At 62.4% G+C, this 15,030-nt stretch carries 15 protein-coding genes and 1 tRNA gene; 6 read left to right on the top strand and 10 right to left on the bottom strand.

Features of this window, described 5'->3' with window-relative positions:
* Positions 1–125: 125 nt before the first annotated feature.
* Positions 126–1,337 carry an ABC transporter substrate-binding protein gene (locus GSQ90_RS04200; protein ID WP_158813550.1) on the top strand — a complete coding sequence of 404 codons (1,212 nt, stop codon included), beginning with the start codon at positions 126–128 and terminating at the stop codon, positions 1,335–1,337.
* A 23-nt stretch (positions 1,338–1,360) separates the two neighbouring features.
* On the opposite strand, the gene GSQ90_RS04195 is transcribed toward GSQ90_RS04200, so the two are convergent.
* From GSQ90_RS04195 to galE, 7 genes are all read right to left on the bottom strand, one after another.
* Positions 1,361–1,445 (bottom strand) — tRNA-Leu (locus GSQ90_RS04195).
* A gap of 102 nt (positions 1,446–1,547) precedes the next feature.
* Positions 1,548–2,519: a branched-chain amino acid ABC transporter permease gene (locus tag GSQ90_RS04190; protein WP_158813549.1), complete on the bottom strand. Its 972-nt coding sequence runs from the start codon at positions 2,517–2,519 to the stop codon at positions 1,548–1,550.
* Between the two features lies 1 nt (position 2,520).
* Complete coding sequence (locus GSQ90_RS04185) at positions 2,521–3,408, bottom strand: branched-chain amino acid ABC transporter permease (RefSeq protein WP_158813548.1); 888 nt, start codon at positions 3,406–3,408, stop codon at positions 2,521–2,523.
* A gap of 63 nt (positions 3,409–3,471) precedes the next feature.
* Positions 3,472–4,683, bottom strand: coding sequence for an ABC transporter substrate-binding protein (locus GSQ90_RS04180; RefSeq protein ID WP_158813547.1), 1,212 nt, complete (start codon positions 4,681–4,683; stop codon positions 3,472–3,474).
* A 54-nt stretch (positions 4,684–4,737) separates the two neighbouring features.
* Positions 4,738–5,484 carry an ABC transporter ATP-binding protein gene (locus GSQ90_RS04175; RefSeq protein ID WP_246731397.1) on the bottom strand — a complete coding sequence of 249 codons (747 nt, stop codon included), beginning with the start codon at positions 5,482–5,484 and terminating at the stop codon, positions 4,738–4,740.
* Positions 5,477–6,256 carry an ABC transporter ATP-binding protein gene (locus tag GSQ90_RS04170; RefSeq protein WP_158813546.1) on the bottom strand — a complete coding sequence of 260 codons (780 nt, stop codon included), beginning with the start codon at positions 6,254–6,256 and terminating at the stop codon, positions 5,477–5,479. Before GSQ90_RS04170 ends, GSQ90_RS04175 begins: the two co-directional genes overlap by 8 nt.
* Before the next feature lie 145 nt (positions 6,257–6,401).
* The gene (gene galE / locus GSQ90_RS04165; protein WP_158813545.1) at positions 6,402–7,388 is read right to left on the bottom strand and encodes a UDP-glucose 4-epimerase GalE; all 987 of its coding nucleotides are present in this window, start codon (positions 7,386–7,388) and stop codon (positions 6,402–6,404) included.
* 194 nt (positions 7,389–7,582) lie between these two features.
* Between galE and galU the strand changes: the two genes are divergently transcribed.
* Entirely contained in the window at positions 7,583–8,464 is an 882-nt protein-coding gene (galU, locus tag GSQ90_RS04160; RefSeq protein WP_158813544.1) for a UTP--glucose-1-phosphate uridylyltransferase GalU, read from the top strand.
* Positions 8,465–8,473: 9 nt separating this feature from the next.
* On the opposite strand, the gene GSQ90_RS04155 is transcribed toward galU, so the two are convergent.
* Positions 8,474–9,991, bottom strand: a complete 1,518-nt coding sequence (locus GSQ90_RS04155) for an outer membrane beta-barrel protein (RefSeq protein WP_158813543.1) — start codon at positions 9,989–9,991, stop codon at positions 8,474–8,476.
* Between the two features lie 187 nt (positions 9,992–10,178).
* On the opposite strand from GSQ90_RS04155, the gene GSQ90_RS04150 reads away from it, so the two are divergent.
* The 4 genes from GSQ90_RS04150 to GSQ90_RS04135 all read left to right on the top strand — a co-directional run bounded on the left by GSQ90_RS04150 (position 10,179) and on the right by GSQ90_RS04135 (position 14,376).
* Positions 10,179–11,168, top strand: a complete 990-nt coding sequence (locus tag GSQ90_RS04150; protein ID WP_158813542.1) for an SIS domain-containing protein — start codon at positions 10,179–10,181, stop codon at positions 11,166–11,168.
* A gap of 109 nt (positions 11,169–11,277) precedes the next feature.
* Positions 11,278–12,114, top strand: a complete 837-nt coding sequence (gene trpA / locus GSQ90_RS04145; protein WP_158813541.1) for a tryptophan synthase subunit alpha — start codon at positions 11,278–11,280, stop codon at positions 12,112–12,114.
* A gap of 43 nt (positions 12,115–12,157) precedes the next feature.
* Positions 12,158–13,036 (top strand): acetyl-CoA carboxylase, carboxyltransferase subunit beta, encoded by an 879-nt coding sequence (gene accD / locus GSQ90_RS04140; RefSeq protein WP_158813540.1) that lies wholly within the window; start codon positions 12,158–12,160, stop codon positions 13,034–13,036.
* 35 nt (positions 13,037–13,071) lie between these two features.
* Complete coding sequence (locus GSQ90_RS04135; RefSeq protein ID WP_158813539.1) at positions 13,072–14,376, top strand: folylpolyglutamate synthase/dihydrofolate synthase family protein; 1,305 nt, start codon at positions 13,072–13,074, stop codon at positions 14,374–14,376.
* Positions 14,377–14,418: 42 nt separating this feature from the next.
* Here GSQ90_RS04135 and GSQ90_RS04130 read toward each other — a convergent pair whose 3' ends face one another.
* Positions 14,419–14,709: a type II toxin-antitoxin system RelE/ParE family toxin gene (locus GSQ90_RS04130; RefSeq protein WP_158813538.1), complete on the bottom strand. Its 291-nt coding sequence runs from the start codon at positions 14,707–14,709 to the stop codon at positions 14,419–14,421.
* Positions 14,706–14,957 (bottom strand): type II toxin-antitoxin system ParD family antitoxin, encoded by a 252-nt coding sequence (locus GSQ90_RS04125; RefSeq protein ID WP_158813537.1) that lies wholly within the window; start codon positions 14,955–14,957, stop codon positions 14,706–14,708. The genes GSQ90_RS04130 and GSQ90_RS04125 overlap by 4 nt, the downstream gene beginning before the upstream one ends.
* Positions 14,958–15,030 lie beyond the last annotated feature (73 nt).

Here is a 15,030-nt window from a genome sequence, read left to right as displayed (position 1 = left end):
CGATCGGAGCGCGGTCGCCGCGGCGCCCCCGACTAATGGCGGCTTGCCTGCGCGGTCAAACCGGGGAAGAATGATACAGAAAATCATAATAATCCGGCTCATGCCGGCCGAGGGGAGAGCGTCCAATGGAATTGCGATTCGTCAGTGGGTTCGTCGCCAGCTTGTTGCTGGGCGGGGTCGCTTTCGCCGACGACAAGGTCGTCAAGATCGGCAGTCTCAGCGACCAGGCGAGCCTTTATGCCGATGTCGGCGGACCGGGCTCGACGCTCGCCGCCCAGATGGCGGTCGAGGATAGCGGCCTGTTGAAGAAGGGCTGGACCATCGACGTCGCGACGGGCGACCATCAGAACAAGCCGGATATCGGGGTCGGCATCGCGCGCAAATGGTTCGACGAAGACAAGATGGACGTGATCGTCGATGTGCCCAATTCGGGCGTCGGCCTGGCGGTCGCGGCAGTCGTTAAGGAGAAGAACGGCGTCTATCTCAATTCCGGCGCGGCGTCTTCGGATCTGACCGGCAAGGCCTGCACGCCCAACACCGTCCACTGGGCCTACGACACCTATGCGCTCGCCAACGGAACCGGCAAGGCGGTGGTCAAGGCCGGCGGCGACAGTTGGTTTTTCCTCACCGCCGATTACGCCTTCGGTCACGCGCTGCAACGCGACACCACCGCTGTCGTCGAGGCGAACGGCGGCAAGGTCATCGGCAGCGTCAATGTCCCGCTCAACACACCCGACTTCTCCTCCTTCCTGCTGCAGGCGCAATCCTCGAAGGCCAAGATCATCGGCCTCGCCAATGCTGGCGGCGACACGTCGAATTCGATCAAGCAGGCGCATGAATTTGGCATCACGGCCGGCGGCCAGAAGCTCGCGGCGCTTCTGCTTTTCATTTCCGACGTCAATGCGCTCGGTCTCGACATTGCGCAGGGACTGCAGTTCACCGAGACTTTCTATTGGGACATGAACGAGGGCACGCGCGCCTTCTCCAACCGCTTCTCCGAGCGTATGAAGAATCACGCTAAGCCGACGATGGTGCAGGCGGGCGTCTATGCCTCGCTGATTCATTATTTCAAAGCGCTCGACGCGCTCGGCGGCAATCCCCACGACGGCGCCAAAGTGGTCGCCAAGATGAAGGAAATGCCGACCGACGATCCGCTGTTCGGCAAGGGCGTCATTCGCGCCGATGGCCGCACGATCCATCCGGCCTATCTCTTCGAAGTGAAGACGCCGGCGGAATCGAAATATCCCTGGGATTATTACAAGCTCATCGCGACGATCCCCGCCGACGAGGCGTTCCGTCCTCTCGAGCAAAGCGAATGCCCGCTGGTCAAGAAATAGCCGCGTGGCCGTAAAAGCGGTCCTGGTGCCCCTGGCCGGAATCGAACCAGCACTCCTTGCGGAACTCGATTTTGAGTCGAGCGCGTCTACCAATTCCGCCACAGGGGCCCGCGCCGCATCGGTCGGGACGGGGCGGTATATAGCGGCGTGCGGCCGCTGGTCAACATCGGCGCGCGCCTTTTATCGCAAACCGGCGCCGCGCGAGAGCCTTCACAGCGATCTTTTGAAGAACCCTGCAATCTCGCCAACGATGCCGCGCCGGAACAAGAGCACGCAGACGACGAAAATCGAGCCCTGGATGACCGTCACCCATTCGCCCAGATATTGGCCAAGGTATTGCTGCATCGCCACGACAATGAAAGCGCCGACGACGGGTCCGTAGATCGTGCCCATGCCGCCAAGCAGCGTCATCAGCACCACCTCGCCCGACATCGAGAATTGCACGTCGGTCAATGAGGCGTTCTGCGCGAAGATCGCCTTGGTCGCGCCAGCGAGGCCGGCGAGCGCCGCCGACAGAACGAAAGCCGCCAGCTTGTATTGATCGGCCCGGTAGCCGAGCGAAACGGCGCGCGGCTCGTTCTCGCGGATCGCTTTGAGAATGTCGCCGAACGGCGAATTGATCGTGCGGTAAATGACGAGGAAGCCGAACAGGAAGACCGCGAGCACGAAATAATAGAGAATCGTCTGATTGGACAGATCGATGAAGTGGAGAAGCATGCCCTGTGGCACCGACTGGATGCCATCTTCGCCATGCGTGAACGGCGCTTCAAGGCAGAAAAAATAGATCATCTGCGAGAGCGCCAGCGTGATCATCGCGAAATAAATGCCCTGCCGGCGTATCGCCAGGGCGCCTGTGACGATTCCAAGCAGCGCCGAGCTGGCGACTCCCGCCAGGATCGCCAGCGCGGGATCGAGGCCCCACACTTTGGCGGCATGGGCGCTGACATAGGAGGCCAAGCCGAGAAACATCGCATGGCCGAAGGAAAGAAGCCCGACATAACCGACGAGCAGATTAAAGGCGCAGGCGAACAGCGCGATGCAGAGCGCCTGCATCAGAAAGAACGGATAGATCACGAACGGCGCCACAAGGAGGAGCGCCGTCATGATGACGAAGGCGACCTTCTCGTCGCGCCCGCTATGCGCGTGGGGCGAGATGGGAGCGGTAGGCGAGGGCTCGCTCATGTCAGGCGGTTCTCCCGAACAGACCCGCCGGCCGGATGAGGAGAACGAAAGCCATGATGACGAACACGACCGTGTTCGACGCTTCGGGGTAGAACACTTTGGTGAGGCCCTCGATGATTCCCAGAGCAAAGCCCGTGACGATCGAGCCAAGAATCGAGCCCATGCCGCCGATGACGACAACCGCGAAAACGACGCTGATGATGTCGGCCCCCATTGCCGGGCGGACCTGATAGATCGGCGCGGCGAGCACGCCCGCCAGCGCCGCCAGGCCGATGCCGAAAGCATAGGTCAGCGTGATCATGCGCGGCACATTGATGCCAAAGGCGCGAACCAGGGTCGGGTTCTCGGTCGCGGCCCGCAAATAAGCGCCGAGGCGCGTTTTCTCGATCAGGAACCATGTCGAAAAGCAGACCACCGCCGAAAAGACAACGACCCAGCCGCGATAGATGGGCAGGAACATGAAGCCAAGATTCGTGGCCCCCGTCAGTTGCGACGGCATCGCGTAGGGGAGGCCGGACGAGCCGAAGAAATTCTGGAACAATCCCTGGATCACGAGGGCCAGGCCGAAGGTCAGCAACAGGCTGTAGAGAGGATCGAGCCCCGCCAGTCTTCTCAGCAACACCCGCTCCAGGAGCGCGCCGAACGCGCCGACGATGAGCGGCGCCAGAACGAGCGCGAACCAATAATTGAGGCCCAATAGATTAAGGAGAAAATAGGCCGCGAACGCGCCCATCATGTAAAGCGCGCCATGGGCGAAATTGACGATATTGAGCATGCCGAAAATGACGGAAAGGCCGAGGCTGAGCAGCGCATAGAACGACCCGTTGATCAGGCCGACCAGCAGTTGCTGGAATAATTGCTGTGGCGAAATGCCCAGAAGAGCGAACATCGATGGTGCCCCGTCCGTCGATCGTCGGCCGTTCCCCCGGATGAGGGAACAGCCGGCTGGGATTTACTTCTTGACGAGCGGGCACTCGCTTTGGGCGAGCGGTCGGAAAGCTTCATCGGCGGGGATGGTGGCGAGAAGCTTGTAATAATCCCAGGGATATTTCGATTCCGAAGGCTTCTTCACTTCGAAGAGATAGGCGGGATGGATCTTGCGCCCGTCGATGCGGATCGTCCCCTTGCCAAACAAAGGATCGTCGGTCGGCAATTCCTTCATTTTGGCGACGACTTTCGCGCCGTCATGAGGATTGCCGCCGAGCGCTTCCAGCGCCTTGAGATAGTGAAGCGTCGAGGCATAGTCGCCGGCCTGGACCATCGTCGGCTCCGCATGGCTCTTCATCCGCTCGGACCATCGTTTCGAGAAGGCGCGGGTGCCGTCGTTCATGTCCCAATAAAAGGTCGAAGTGAGCGTCAGGCCCTGCGCGACATCGAGTCCGAGCGCGTGGACGTTGGAGATGAAGGTCAGCAAAGCGGCGAGCTTCTGGCCGCCCTCCACAATGCCGAATTCATGGGCCTGCTTGATGGAATTCGTCGTGTCGCCGCCGGCGTTGGCGAGGCCGATGACCTTCGCTTTGGAAGACTGCGCCTGCAGCAGGAAAGACGAGAAGTCTGGGGTGTTGAGGGGTACGTTGGCGCTGCCGACGACCTTGCCGCCGTTAGCCTCCACGACCGCGGAAGTGTCGCGTTGCAGGGCGTGCCCGAAGGCGTAGTCGGCGGTGATAAAGAACCACGAGTCGCCCCCCTCCTTGACAAGCGCTTTGCCAGTTCCGTTGGCGAGCGCATAGGTGTCGTAGGCCCAGTGAATCATATTGGCGTTGCAGGCCTTGCCCGTCAGGTCGGAACTCGCCGCGCCCGAATCCAAGAATACGCCGTTTTTCTCCTTCGCGACGCTCGTCACCGCTAAGGCGGTGCCGGAATTCTGCACGCCGATGATGGCGTCTACTTTGTCGACGTCGAACCATTGACGAGCGATATTGGCGGCGAGATCAGGTTTGTTCTGATGATCGGCCGAGATCACGTCTATCGTCCAACCCTTGGCGCGCAAACCGCTGTCTTCGACAGCCATATTGACCGACAGTACGGAACCAGGGCCGCCGCTATCGGCGTAGAGCCCGGATTGATCGTCCAATTCGCCGAGCTTGACGATCTTGTCGTCGGCGAAGGCGGCGGTGGTGAGCAGCAGGCTCGCCATAAGCGCACTGAGGCAAGTCGATTTCATGGGGCGGTCTCCCTGGTGATTGGTTTTTCGGAAATTGGCTTGGCGGCGGCGGGCTCAAACGCCGAGATAGTCATGCAATTTGCCCATATTGGCTTCGAGTTCGGAATTGGCGAAGGCATCGATGACGCGGCCATGCTCCATCACGAAATAGCGGTCGGCCACGGTCGAGGCAAAACGGAAATTCTGCTCGACGAGCAAAATGGTGAACCCCTCCTGCTTGAGTTCGGCGATGGTGCGACCGATCTGCTGGATGATGACGGGCGCAAGGCCCTCGGTCGGCTCGTCGAGCATGAGGAGCTTTGCGCCGGTGCGCAGGATGCGCGCGATTGCCAGCATCTGCTGTTCGCCGCCCGACAATTTGCTTCCGCCGCTGGCCAGGCGCTCCTTCAAATTGGGAAACAGCGTAAAGATGCGGTCCAAAGTCAGGCCGCCCGACGCGGCGATCCGCGGCGGCAGCATCAGGTTTTCCTGGACGCTCAGGCTGGCGAATATGCCGCGCTCCTCCGGGCACAGCGCGATGCCGAGCCGGGCGATGCGATCGGAGGCGAGGCCGATGATCTCCTTCCCCTCGAAACGCGCCGATCCCTTGCGTTTGCCGACGATTCCCATGATGGATTTCAGCGTCGTCGTCTTGCCCGCGCCATTGCGCCCCAGCAAGGTGACGACCTCGCCCGGCCGCACGTCGAAATCGACGCCGTGCAAGATATGGGATTCGCCATACCATGCCTCGAGGCCCGAGATTTTGAGCAGAGGCGCCGCCGCGCTCGCCGTTTTCGCCGGAGCGAGCATCGCGTCAGTCATGCCCCACTCCGAGATAGGCCTGCCGCACTTCCGGATTTTTCGACACGCTGGAATAATCGCCTTCGGCCAGCACCTTGCCGCGCGTCAGGACGGTTATCGTGTCCGAGAGATTGGCGACCACCTGCAAATTATGCTCGACCATCAGAATGGTCCGATTGGCTGAAACGCGCTTGATCAGAGCGGCGGCGCGCTCGACGTCTTCGTGGCCCATGCCGGCCATCGGTTCGTCGAGCAGCAGCATCTGCGGGTCGAGCGCAAGCGTGGTCGCAATTTCGAGCGCGCGTTTGCGCCCATAGGACATTTCGCCCGCCGCGACATTGGCGAATTCATGGAGGCCGACATCGGCGAGCAATTCGCTCGCGCGGTCGTTGAGTTGGTCCAGAACGCGTTTCGAACGCCAGAAGTCGAAGGAATCGCCGCGCTTGCGCTGGAGCGCGATCCGCACATTTTCGAGCGCCGTCAGATGGGGGAAGACGGCCGATATCTGGAACGAGCGCACCAGGCCGAGGCGCGCCACATCGGCGGGTTTGGCGGCGGTAATGTCGCGGCCATTATAGACGATGCGCCCGCGGCTCGGATTGAGGAACTTAGTGAGCATATTGAAGCAGGTCGTCTTGCCCGCGCCATTCGGTCCGATCAAGGCGTGTATCGAGCCCCGCCGCACCTTCAGATTGACCTCGGAAACGGCGCAAAAGCCCCCGAACGCCTTGGTCAGGCCTTCGGTGACGAGGATATAGTCCCCCGCCGTTGCGCCCTGCCCGGTCGCAAGCATCGCGTTCGCTCTCCCCTTCCAGTCGGATCGAATTGTCCGTCTGGACGCAACCCGGTTGGGGAGAGTTCTAGCCGAGGTCTGCGCGGACTGCATCACGAATCTGTCTCGGCTGGCCGCGACTTTTGGCGTAGTCGGCGGGGCGGAGTCAGTTTTGCCTATTATGGAGGCGCCGCTCCCAGTCGAGCGCCTGTCTGACGATCTCATCGAGGTTGTCGCGCTGCGGACGCCAGCCCAGTTCGCGACGGATGAGGTCGGCCTGCGCCACGATCGCGGCGGGATCGCCATCGCGCCGGCCTGCGATATTGACCTTGAAATCCACGCCGGAAACGCGTTTGACGACCTCGACGACCTCTTTGACGGAATAGCCCCGGCCATAGCCGCAATTGCATATCAGGCTCGCGCCGCCGCCCCGGAGATAGGCGAGCGCCGCCATATGCGCGTCGATCAGGTCGCTGACTTGGATATAATCGCGCAGGCAGGTTCCGTCGCGTGTGGGATAGTCTTGTCCGAATACGTTGAGGTCCGCATGGCGTCCCAGCGCGGTTTGCACGGCGCGTTTGATCAAATGGGTGGCGTTTGGCGTGGATTGGCCAAGCCGTCCCTGGGGATCGGCGCCCGCGACGTTGAAATAGCGCAGCACGACATGGCGTAGGTCGTGCGCGCGTCCGGCGTCGGCCAGCATCCATTCGACCATTAGCTTCGAGCGGCCGTACGGCGACACCGGATTGAGCGCGGCGGTTTCGGCGACAGGCTCGGACGTCGTCTCGCCATAGACCGCCGCGGTCGATGAAAAGATGAAGTTGCGGACTCCCTTTTTCACCGCGCATTCGATCAGGTTGCGCGCCTTGGAGGTGTTGTTGAGGTAATAACCGAGAGGATCGGCGACCGATTCCGGCACAACGATTTTCGCCGCGAAATGGGCGATGGAATCGACTTCATGCTCGTCAATCAGCCGCGCTACCAGCTCGCTATCGCCGAAATCGCCGATGGCGAGCGTCGCCGTCGCGGGAACCGCCCAGGCGAATCCGGTCGACAGATTGTCGACGACGACGATCTTTTCTCCGGCGTCCGTCAGCCCCAACGCCATATGGCCGCCAATGTAGCCGGCGCCGCCGGTGACCAAAACTGACATTCGTTTCCCCTGCGCGTGGCCTTGTCTCACGGCGCGATCATTCGCCTCGATCGTCGACAGCGATTTGAATAGCGCAAAAATTGCTAAGGGAGCGTCACCTCGGCGGCAATCGCGCGTTTGAGGGCCTCGACATCGCAATATCGATCGCGCACATGATAATGGAAGCAGAATTACGAAGAAGCCGAGGAAAAGAGATGAACAAGCCTATCCGGAAGGCCGTCCTGCCCGTCGCGGGTCTCGGCACGCGATTTCTGCCCGCCACCAAGGCCGTTCCCAAGGAAATGCTGACGATCGTCGACCGTCCGGTGCTCCAGCATGTCGTAGACGAGGCGCGCGAAGCCGGCATCGAGCATTTCGTCTTCGTCACCGGCCGCAACAAGGCGGTCATCGAAGATCATTTCGACATGAGTTACGAACTCGAGGACACGCTGACGCGGCGCGGCAAGCGAAAGGAATATGAGGCGCTGATGGCCGACCTGCCCGCCGCCGGCGCGATGAGCTTCACGCGCCAGCAGGCGCCGCTGGGCCTTGGCCACGCGGTATGGTGCGCCCGCGAAATCATCGGCGACGAGCCCTTCGCGGTGCTGCTGCCCGATATGATCACGATGGCGGGCCGCTCTAACAATCGCTGCCTCGCCCAGTGCCTGGAAGCCTATGACCGGCACGGCGGCAATATTATCGCCGTCGAGGAAGTTCTGCCGGAGGAAACCCACCAATATGGCATTGTCGCGGTCGGCGCCGATCACGGCTCTTCCTTTGAGATCACGGGCATGGTCGAAAAGCCGAAACAGGGGACCGCCCCGTCCAATCTCATCATTTCGGGCCGATACATTCTGCAACCGGAAATCTTCGGGATTCTGGAGCGCGTCGAAAAGGGAGCGGGTGGCGAGATCCAGCTCACCGACGGGATGGTCCAGCTCTCCAAAAGCCAGGCTTTCCATGGCGTCCGCTTCGATGGGCGCACCTATGATTGCGGCTCAAAACTGGGTTTTCTGACCGCCAATATCGCTTTCGCGCTCGATCGTCCCGATCTTGCGCCGGCTTTGCGCGCGGAAATCGAAAAGCTCGTCGGCTAGCCGCTTCGCCTAGCGCTGAAAGCGCAGCCCGAGCATGAAGACATTGGCGATATAATTATTGCCGGGCGCACTGGAGGTGAACTGGGTGTGGTTGGCGCTGGCGCGCAGGACGATGTCGCGGGTCACATTATAATCGGCGTGTAGGCCGAAGCTTGTCGTCGCATCATGCAGCGGCGCGCCGGCATAGACGTCGGTCGCATAGCCGGCGCTGGCGCCAATCGTGAAGTTGCGCAGCAGCGCATGCGACACGTCGATCGTATAGCCGCGCGAGACCGCTCCGGAATCTCCGGCGTTCGTGGTGTCGGCCAAAGTGGTGCTGGTTTTCAGGGTAACCGTCGTCAAGGGGGTCGCCGACCAGATGAGCGAGGCGTCCACCAGCGGCGCGTGCAGATCGGGCAGCCGGGCGTCCTGATATTGACGTTCGCCATAGCCCAGACTCGCCTCGCCCGTGAGTTGGCCGGTTAGCGCCAGGGTGACGCCCGCCCGCCCCAGCGCGCCATTTGAGTTGCGTTCATAGCCGGTGAAATCGACAGCCTCGTCATAGCGCCTCATATCGATCACCGTCTCGATGAAGGGCGAAATGATCGGGCTGATCTGATAGGCCGCCCGCGCGCGCAACCCCCAGGCGGTGAAATCGTCGCTGGCGAGATTTTCAGACGATCCGTCGGCGAGCGTCGCGTTCTCATAGTCGGTTCGGTCCAGCGTTCCATGTAGCGAGATCGCGAGATCGCCGAATTTCTGTACGCCGCCGAGCGTCGCGCCATAGGTCTCGACCAGAGGACGCTCGTTTCCCGAAAGCACGACGCCGGTGGGCAGCGTGACGGAGCCGGGCGTCTGCGTCGCGATCGAGAAACGCCCTTCGCCATCGACCGAAAAATCGCGCGATACGTCCAGCCGCCCGTCGATCGTGCCGCTGCCATTGGGACTGTCCGCCTGATGTGCGTTGAAATAGTCCGTATAGCCCCCGATGAAGCTGCCCTTCAGCTCGTCGCGCGCCCAGTCCGACTGGAAGCCCAGGCCTGCCTGCGTGCTTTCGTAAGTCGAGCCCTTGGTCGGACCCGACAGAAAGGACGGATTGCTGGCATAGCCCACATCCTCCTCGATCGTCGGGAGGAGCTTGAAATCGCCCGCCATGATTCCGACCGGATCGAACGGCTTGTCGTCCACCGGCGGCCGATGCTTGACCGGGATCGGCGGCAAGGCCGCGACCGTAGGCGGCGGTGTCTTCGCCGGATCGAACGCTGGCGGCCCGCCAGGCAGTCCGGCGCGCTGCGCTTTTTTATAGGGTAGCAGGGCAGCCAACGGCGGCGGTTTGCGCCGGATCGGTTTTTTCGGCTGCGCGTCGTTTTGTGCGTTCGTCGTCTCTTGCGCGTCCGGTTGCGGATTGTCCGATGCGGAGCCCGGCGGGGGCGGCGATGCGGGCGACAGGCCGCCATCGCTGTCCTTGAGCCCTAGCGGAGCCGGCGACGCATCCTGCGCGCGCGCCGGCGCGGCGGAAAAACCCATAGCGATAGCGAGGGCCGCCACTGCGGGCTGCCAGGCGCGGCGGGGCAATGGGGAACGCAGCGACAATGGCCCTCTCGGCGCGCCGGTGTTTCCTAGCCGCGCGCGATACCGTCCGAGCGTTATGCCGGTATGGTTAATGTCCGCTTAACCAGAGTTGCGTGTTGGCGATCGGAGGTGCAATAGCGCGAGCCCGGTGATAAGAGCGGGCATGAACGCTCCATCGCCATCATCGGTCGTCTCCGCGCTGAGAACCCTAGGGGTCGCCCGGGAAGGCCTATCGTCGATCGAGGCTGCTTTGGTTTCGGGTGAACCACAGAGCCTTGGAAGAGCTTTCGAAGAAGCGGTAAGGGCGATGGCCGAGGCGCCGGGTCGGGTCATTGTCACGGGCATGGGAAAATCGGGCCTTGTGGCGCGCAAGATCGCCGCCACCCTTGCCTCGACCGGCCGGCCTGCGACTTTCCTCCACTCGGCCGAAGCCAGCCATGGCGATCTGGGCATGGTGCAGAACGGCGATGTCGTCCTGGCCATTTCATGGTCGGGCGAGACCGCCGAACTCGCCGCTATTGTCACTTACGTCAGTCGTTACAGCATTCCCTTGATTGCGGTGACGGCCGACGCCGGAAGCACGCTGGGGCGCAAGGCCGACATTTGCCTGACCTTGCCGCTCGTGAAGGAGGCCTGCCCGCATGGCCTTGCGCCGACGACCTCGACGACGATGCAACTCGTGCTCGGCGATGCGCTCGCGATGGCTTTGATGGAGAGCAAGGGCTTCACCGCGCTCGATTTCAGCGTCTTCCATCCCGGCGGCAAGCTCGGCGCCAAACTGATGCTGGTGCGCGACGTCATGCACAAAGGAGAGGAGATTCCTAGGGTGACCGTCGACGCCCGGATGTCGGCGGCGGTCGTCGAGATTTCCAGCAAAAGATTTGGCTGCGTCGGCGTCTTCGATGGCGAGGGGCGCCTGGCGGGGATCATTACCGACGGCGATCTGCGTCGGCATATGAGGTCCGACCTGATGGATTTGCCGGTGACGCAGATCATGACTCGCGCGCCGATCACCATCGCGTCCGACGCGCTGGTGGCCGAGGCGTTGGAGGTCCTCAGCGGCAAGATTTCCGTTCTTCTCGTCGTCGACGACGACAAAACCGTTGTCGGAATCGTTCATCTCCACGACTTGCTGCGTCTTGGCGCAGCCTGAGCGAGCCACTTGCCGTCGCCACCGCGACGGCGAGGCGTCCCATAATTCCTTCCGGTATCTCGCATAGCGGGCGGTTTCCCTCCGCCGCCCGTCATGCTAACCACCCGCCATGACCACTCGCATCGACACTCGCTTCGCCGCTCTGCGCCAGGAGGGCCGCGCCGCTTTGGTGACTTTCGTCACCGCGGGCGATCCCGATCTTGCGACTTCGCTCGACATTCTCAAGGCGTTGCCGGCGGCCGGCGCCGACGTCATAGAGATCGGCATGCCGTTTACCGATCCGATGGCGGACGGCCCGGCGATCCAGGCCTCAGGCCTGCGCGCCCTCAAAGGCGGCCAGACCATGCGCCGCACGCTCGGACTGGTCGCCGATTTTCGCAAAGGCGATTCTACGACGCCGTTAATCCTGATGGGTTATTACAATCCGATCTATATTTACGGCGTCGACGCCTTCTTGCGTGACGCCAAGGCCGCGGGCGTGGACGGGCTCATCGTCGTCGACCTGCCGCCCGAAGAAGATGGGGAGCTTTGTTTGCCCGCGCTCAAGGCAGGGCTCAACTTCATCCGCCTCGCCACGCCGACGACCGACGATAAACGTCTTCCCGCCGTGCTCGCCAATACATCGGGCTTTGTCTATTACGTGTCGATCACGGGCATTACCGGCGCCGCGACCCCCGATTCAGGCAGGGTCGGCGCCGCCGTTGCGCGGATCAAGGCGCATACCCATTTACCCGTAGCGGTCGGTTTTGGCGTCCGGGACGCCGCGAGCGCTGCCGCCATCGCCGCCATCGCCGATGGCGTCGTGGTGGGTTCGGCGATTGTTGAGGCCGTGCGCGGTTCGCTCGTCGAAGGCGAAGCGAGCGCCAAAACAATACCGGCCGTGACGAATATGGTCGCCGATCTCGCAAGGGGCGTGCGGGGCGCCGCGCACGCCCTCGCAACATGATTGGCGGCAAGTCCTCTGGCGCGGGGCGGATGAAAGGGTTGCGATGAACTGGATTTCCAATGTCGTACCGCCGAAGATTCGCTCCTTCCTGAGGCGCGAGACGCCGGAGAATCTGTGGGTCAAATGTCCCGAGAGCGGCCAGCTTGTGTTCCACAAGGATCTCGAGGCCAATTTGTTCGTCGTGCCGGGCTCTGGCTATCACATGGCGATCGGCGCGAAAGCGAGGCTCGCCAATCTGTTCGACAATGGGCGCTACGACGAATTGCCGACGCCCGAAGTCCCCTCCGATCCGCTGAAGTTTCGCGACATCAAGCGCTATTCCGACCGCCTCAAGGAATATCGGACCAAGACCGGCGCGTCCGACGCCATAACGCTCGCTGCCGGCAAACTTGAGGGGCTGTCCGTCACCGTCGCCGTGCAGGATTTTGCGTTTCAGGGCGGCACGCTGGGCATGGCGGCCGGCGAGGCGATCATCGCCGGCATGACCGCGGCCCTGGAGCGGCGCACACCCTTCATCATCTTCACGGCTTCGGGCGGCGCCCGCATGCAGGAGGGCATGTTCGCACTGATGCAAATGCCGCGCACGACCGTCGCCGTCCGGCGGCTCCGCGCTGCCGGACTTCCCTATATTGTCGTGCTGACCAATCCGACGACCGGCGGCGTCACGGCTTCTTATGCGATGCTGGGCGACATTCACATCGCCGAGCCGGGTGCGGTTATCGGCTTTGCCGGCGCGCGCGTGATCGAGCAGACGATCCGCGAGAGGCTGCCCGAAGGTTTCCAGCGCGCCGAATATCTCAAGAGCCACGGCATGGTCGATATGGTTGCGCCGCGCGCCGAATTGCGCCCGCTTCTAGCCCGCTTGTGCAAGCTCCTCACCCATGCGCCTCAAACGGACTTGCCGGAACCGGCCGCCGCTTGAATCAGCCCCGCTTTTCAGTTCAGGCAGGAGAAGGCATGAACCAGCAGGATGCGATCCTCACGCGTTTCGCCCCGCTTCATCCCAAGCGGATCGATCTGTCGCTTGGCCGCATTGAGCGTCTGCTCGCCGATCTGGGCGCGCCGCAGAAGTGCCTGCCGCCCGTCGTCCATGTCGCCGGCACCAACGGCAAGGGATCGACGATCGCTTTCATGCGCGCCGCGCTCGAGGCGGCGGGCAAGCGCGTCCATGTCTATACATCGCCCCATCTCATCCGATTCAACGAGCGCATCCGGGTCGCGGGCGATCTCGTCGACGACGAGCGGATGTTCGCCGCTTTCGATCGATGCGAAGCGGTCAATGCCGGCCAGTCGATTTCGGTCTTCGAAATCACGACCGCCGCGGCTATTTTGCTGTTCAGCGAAATTCCCGCCGATTATCTGTTGCTCGAAGTCGGTCTTGGCGGGCGCTATGACGCGACCAATGTCATCGAGCGGCCCGTCGCGACCGTCATCACGCCCGTCTCGATGGACCATCCGGAATTCCTCGGCGAGACGGTCGAGAAGATCGCCTATGAGAAGGCGGGCATTCTGAAAAAGGGCGCGCCCGCCATCATCGCCGAGCAGGATTCGCGCGCGCTGGACGTGATCGAGCGCGAAGCGTTCCGTGTCGGCGCGCGGCCTATCGTCGGCGGGCGCGACTTCACCATGCATGAGGAAAACGGCCGGCTGGTGTTTCAGGACAGCGTCGGCCTTCTCGACATGCCGCTGCCGCGCCTGGTCGGCCGCCATCAGCACATCAACGCCGCCAATGCGCTGGCGGCTTTGCGCGCGATCGAGCCCGATTTAGGCGCGCGGGTGTTGGAGCAGGGCCTCGCGGAAGCCGATTGGCCCGCGCGGCTGCAGCGTCTGCGCAGCGGACGTCTCGTCGATCTTGCGCCGCCGCGGGCCGAACTCTGGCTTGATGGCGGGCATAATGAAGAGGGCGGGCGCGTGCTCGCCGAGGCCATGGCTGATTTCGAGGATCAGGCTTCGCGCCCGCTCGTGCTGATCTGCGGAACGCTGAGCACCAAGGACACGGCCGGCTTCTTGCGCCACTTCAAAGGGCTCGCGCAGGAAACGCTCGCCGTGCCGATATCGGGCGAACATGCGGGGCGACCGGCCGAGGAAGTCGCCGCCTTCGCCCAGAGCGTGGGGCTGAACGCCGCCGCCTGCCAGAGCGTGGAAGCCGCGCTGCGCTTCCTGGCCGCGAGAGACTGGCCCGTACCGCCGCGGGTTTTGATCGCGGGATCGCTATATCTGGCGGGACTGGTGCTAGAGGCGAACGGGACGCTGTTACGGTGAGCATAGGCGTTTGCAATCAGTCGTGTCGAGAACGCCCGCTGATCAAAGATGCCGCTCGAAGTCCATCCGGCCGTGCAGGACGCGCACGATGTCGATTCCGTCGTGGATCAGGCGGAAAAAGATGACGTGCGATCCGGCTGGGTATTTCCAATATCCCGCCTTGATCTCCTCGCAGGAGCGCGCCAGCTTCGGCGCGGCTGCGACGGTTTCGATCGCCGCCTGAATTTGTCGGATATAGGCTTCGGCCTGCCTGGTGTTCCAACGAGCGGCCGTGTAATCCCAGATTTCTTCGATGTCGGCCTGCGCGCGCGGTGAAAAGACAAAACCGCTCACGGCGCGGACGTTCCGGTCTCGCGTTTGCGGGCAATGAAGGCTTCGAAATCAAATGGCGTCGACGGGCCGCTGTTCTCGCCTTCGACGAGCGCGGCGCGCAAGGCGGCGAGCTTAGTTTCCTGTTCTTCGAGCAGCCTCAGTCCCGCGCGAACCACATCGCTGGCGTTGCCATAGCGTCCCTGCGTAACCTGTCCCTCAATGAAATCGCTAAAATGATCTCCGAGGCTGAAAGAGGTATTTTTGCCCATTGCGACGGCCTCCATTCATAATGTACCAAAAACTGGTATAAATAGCTACGTCAAATTTTCCTTCTGAGTTGCG

The organism is Methylocapsa sp. S129 (assembly GCF_009765995.1).
Taxonomy (GTDB): domain Bacteria; phylum Pseudomonadota; class Alphaproteobacteria; order Rhizobiales; family Beijerinckiaceae; genus Roseiarcus.
This window is presented reverse-complemented; position numbering and strand designations above follow the sequence as displayed.

What these genes read in the sequence shown, in the direction of transcription:
- GSQ90_RS04135 (WP_158813539.1), top strand. Translation starts at nt 13,072, where the DNA reads ATGAACCAGCAGGATGCGATCCTCACGCGTTTCGCCCCGCTTCATCCC.
- GSQ90_RS04200 (WP_158813550.1), top strand. Translation starts at nt 126, where the DNA reads ATGGAATTGCGATTCGTCAGTGGGTTCGTCGCCAGCTTGTTGCTGGGC.
- accD (WP_158813540.1), top strand. Translation starts at nt 12,158, where the DNA reads ATGAACTGGATTTCCAATGTCGTACCGCCGAAGATTCGCTCCTTCCTG.
- GSQ90_RS04175 (WP_246731397.1), bottom strand. Translation starts at nt 5,484, where the DNA reads ATGACTGACGCGATGCTCGCTCCGGCGAAAACGGCGAGCGCGGCGGCG.
- GSQ90_RS04170 (WP_158813546.1), bottom strand. Translation starts at nt 6,256, where the DNA reads ATGCTTGCGACCGGGCAGGGCGCAACGGCGGGGGACTATATCCTCGTC.
- GSQ90_RS04150 (WP_158813542.1), top strand. Translation starts at nt 10,179, where the DNA reads ATGAACGCTCCATCGCCATCATCGGTCGTCTCCGCGCTGAGAACCCTA.
- GSQ90_RS04125 (WP_158813537.1), bottom strand. Translation starts at nt 14,957, where the DNA reads ATGGGCAAAAATACCTCTTTCAGCCTCGGAGATCATTTTAGCGATTTC.
- galE (WP_158813545.1), bottom strand. Translation starts at nt 7,388, where the DNA reads ATGTCAGTTTTGGTCACCGGCGGCGCCGGCTACATTGGCGGCCATATG.
- GSQ90_RS04180 (WP_158813547.1), bottom strand. Translation starts at nt 4,683, where the DNA reads ATGAAATCGACTTGCCTCAGTGCGCTTATGGCGAGCCTGCTGCTCACC.
- GSQ90_RS04185 (WP_158813548.1), bottom strand. Translation starts at nt 3,408, where the DNA reads ATGTTCGCTCTTCTGGGCATTTCGCCACAGCAATTATTCCAGCAACTG.
- galU (WP_158813544.1), top strand. Translation starts at nt 7,583, where the DNA reads ATGAACAAGCCTATCCGGAAGGCCGTCCTGCCCGTCGCGGGTCTCGGC.
- GSQ90_RS04190 (WP_158813549.1), bottom strand. Translation starts at nt 2,519, where the DNA reads ATGAGCGAGCCCTCGCCTACCGCTCCCATCTCGCCCCACGCGCATAGC.
- trpA (WP_158813541.1), top strand. Translation starts at nt 11,278, where the DNA reads ATGACCACTCGCATCGACACTCGCTTCGCCGCTCTGCGCCAGGAGGGC.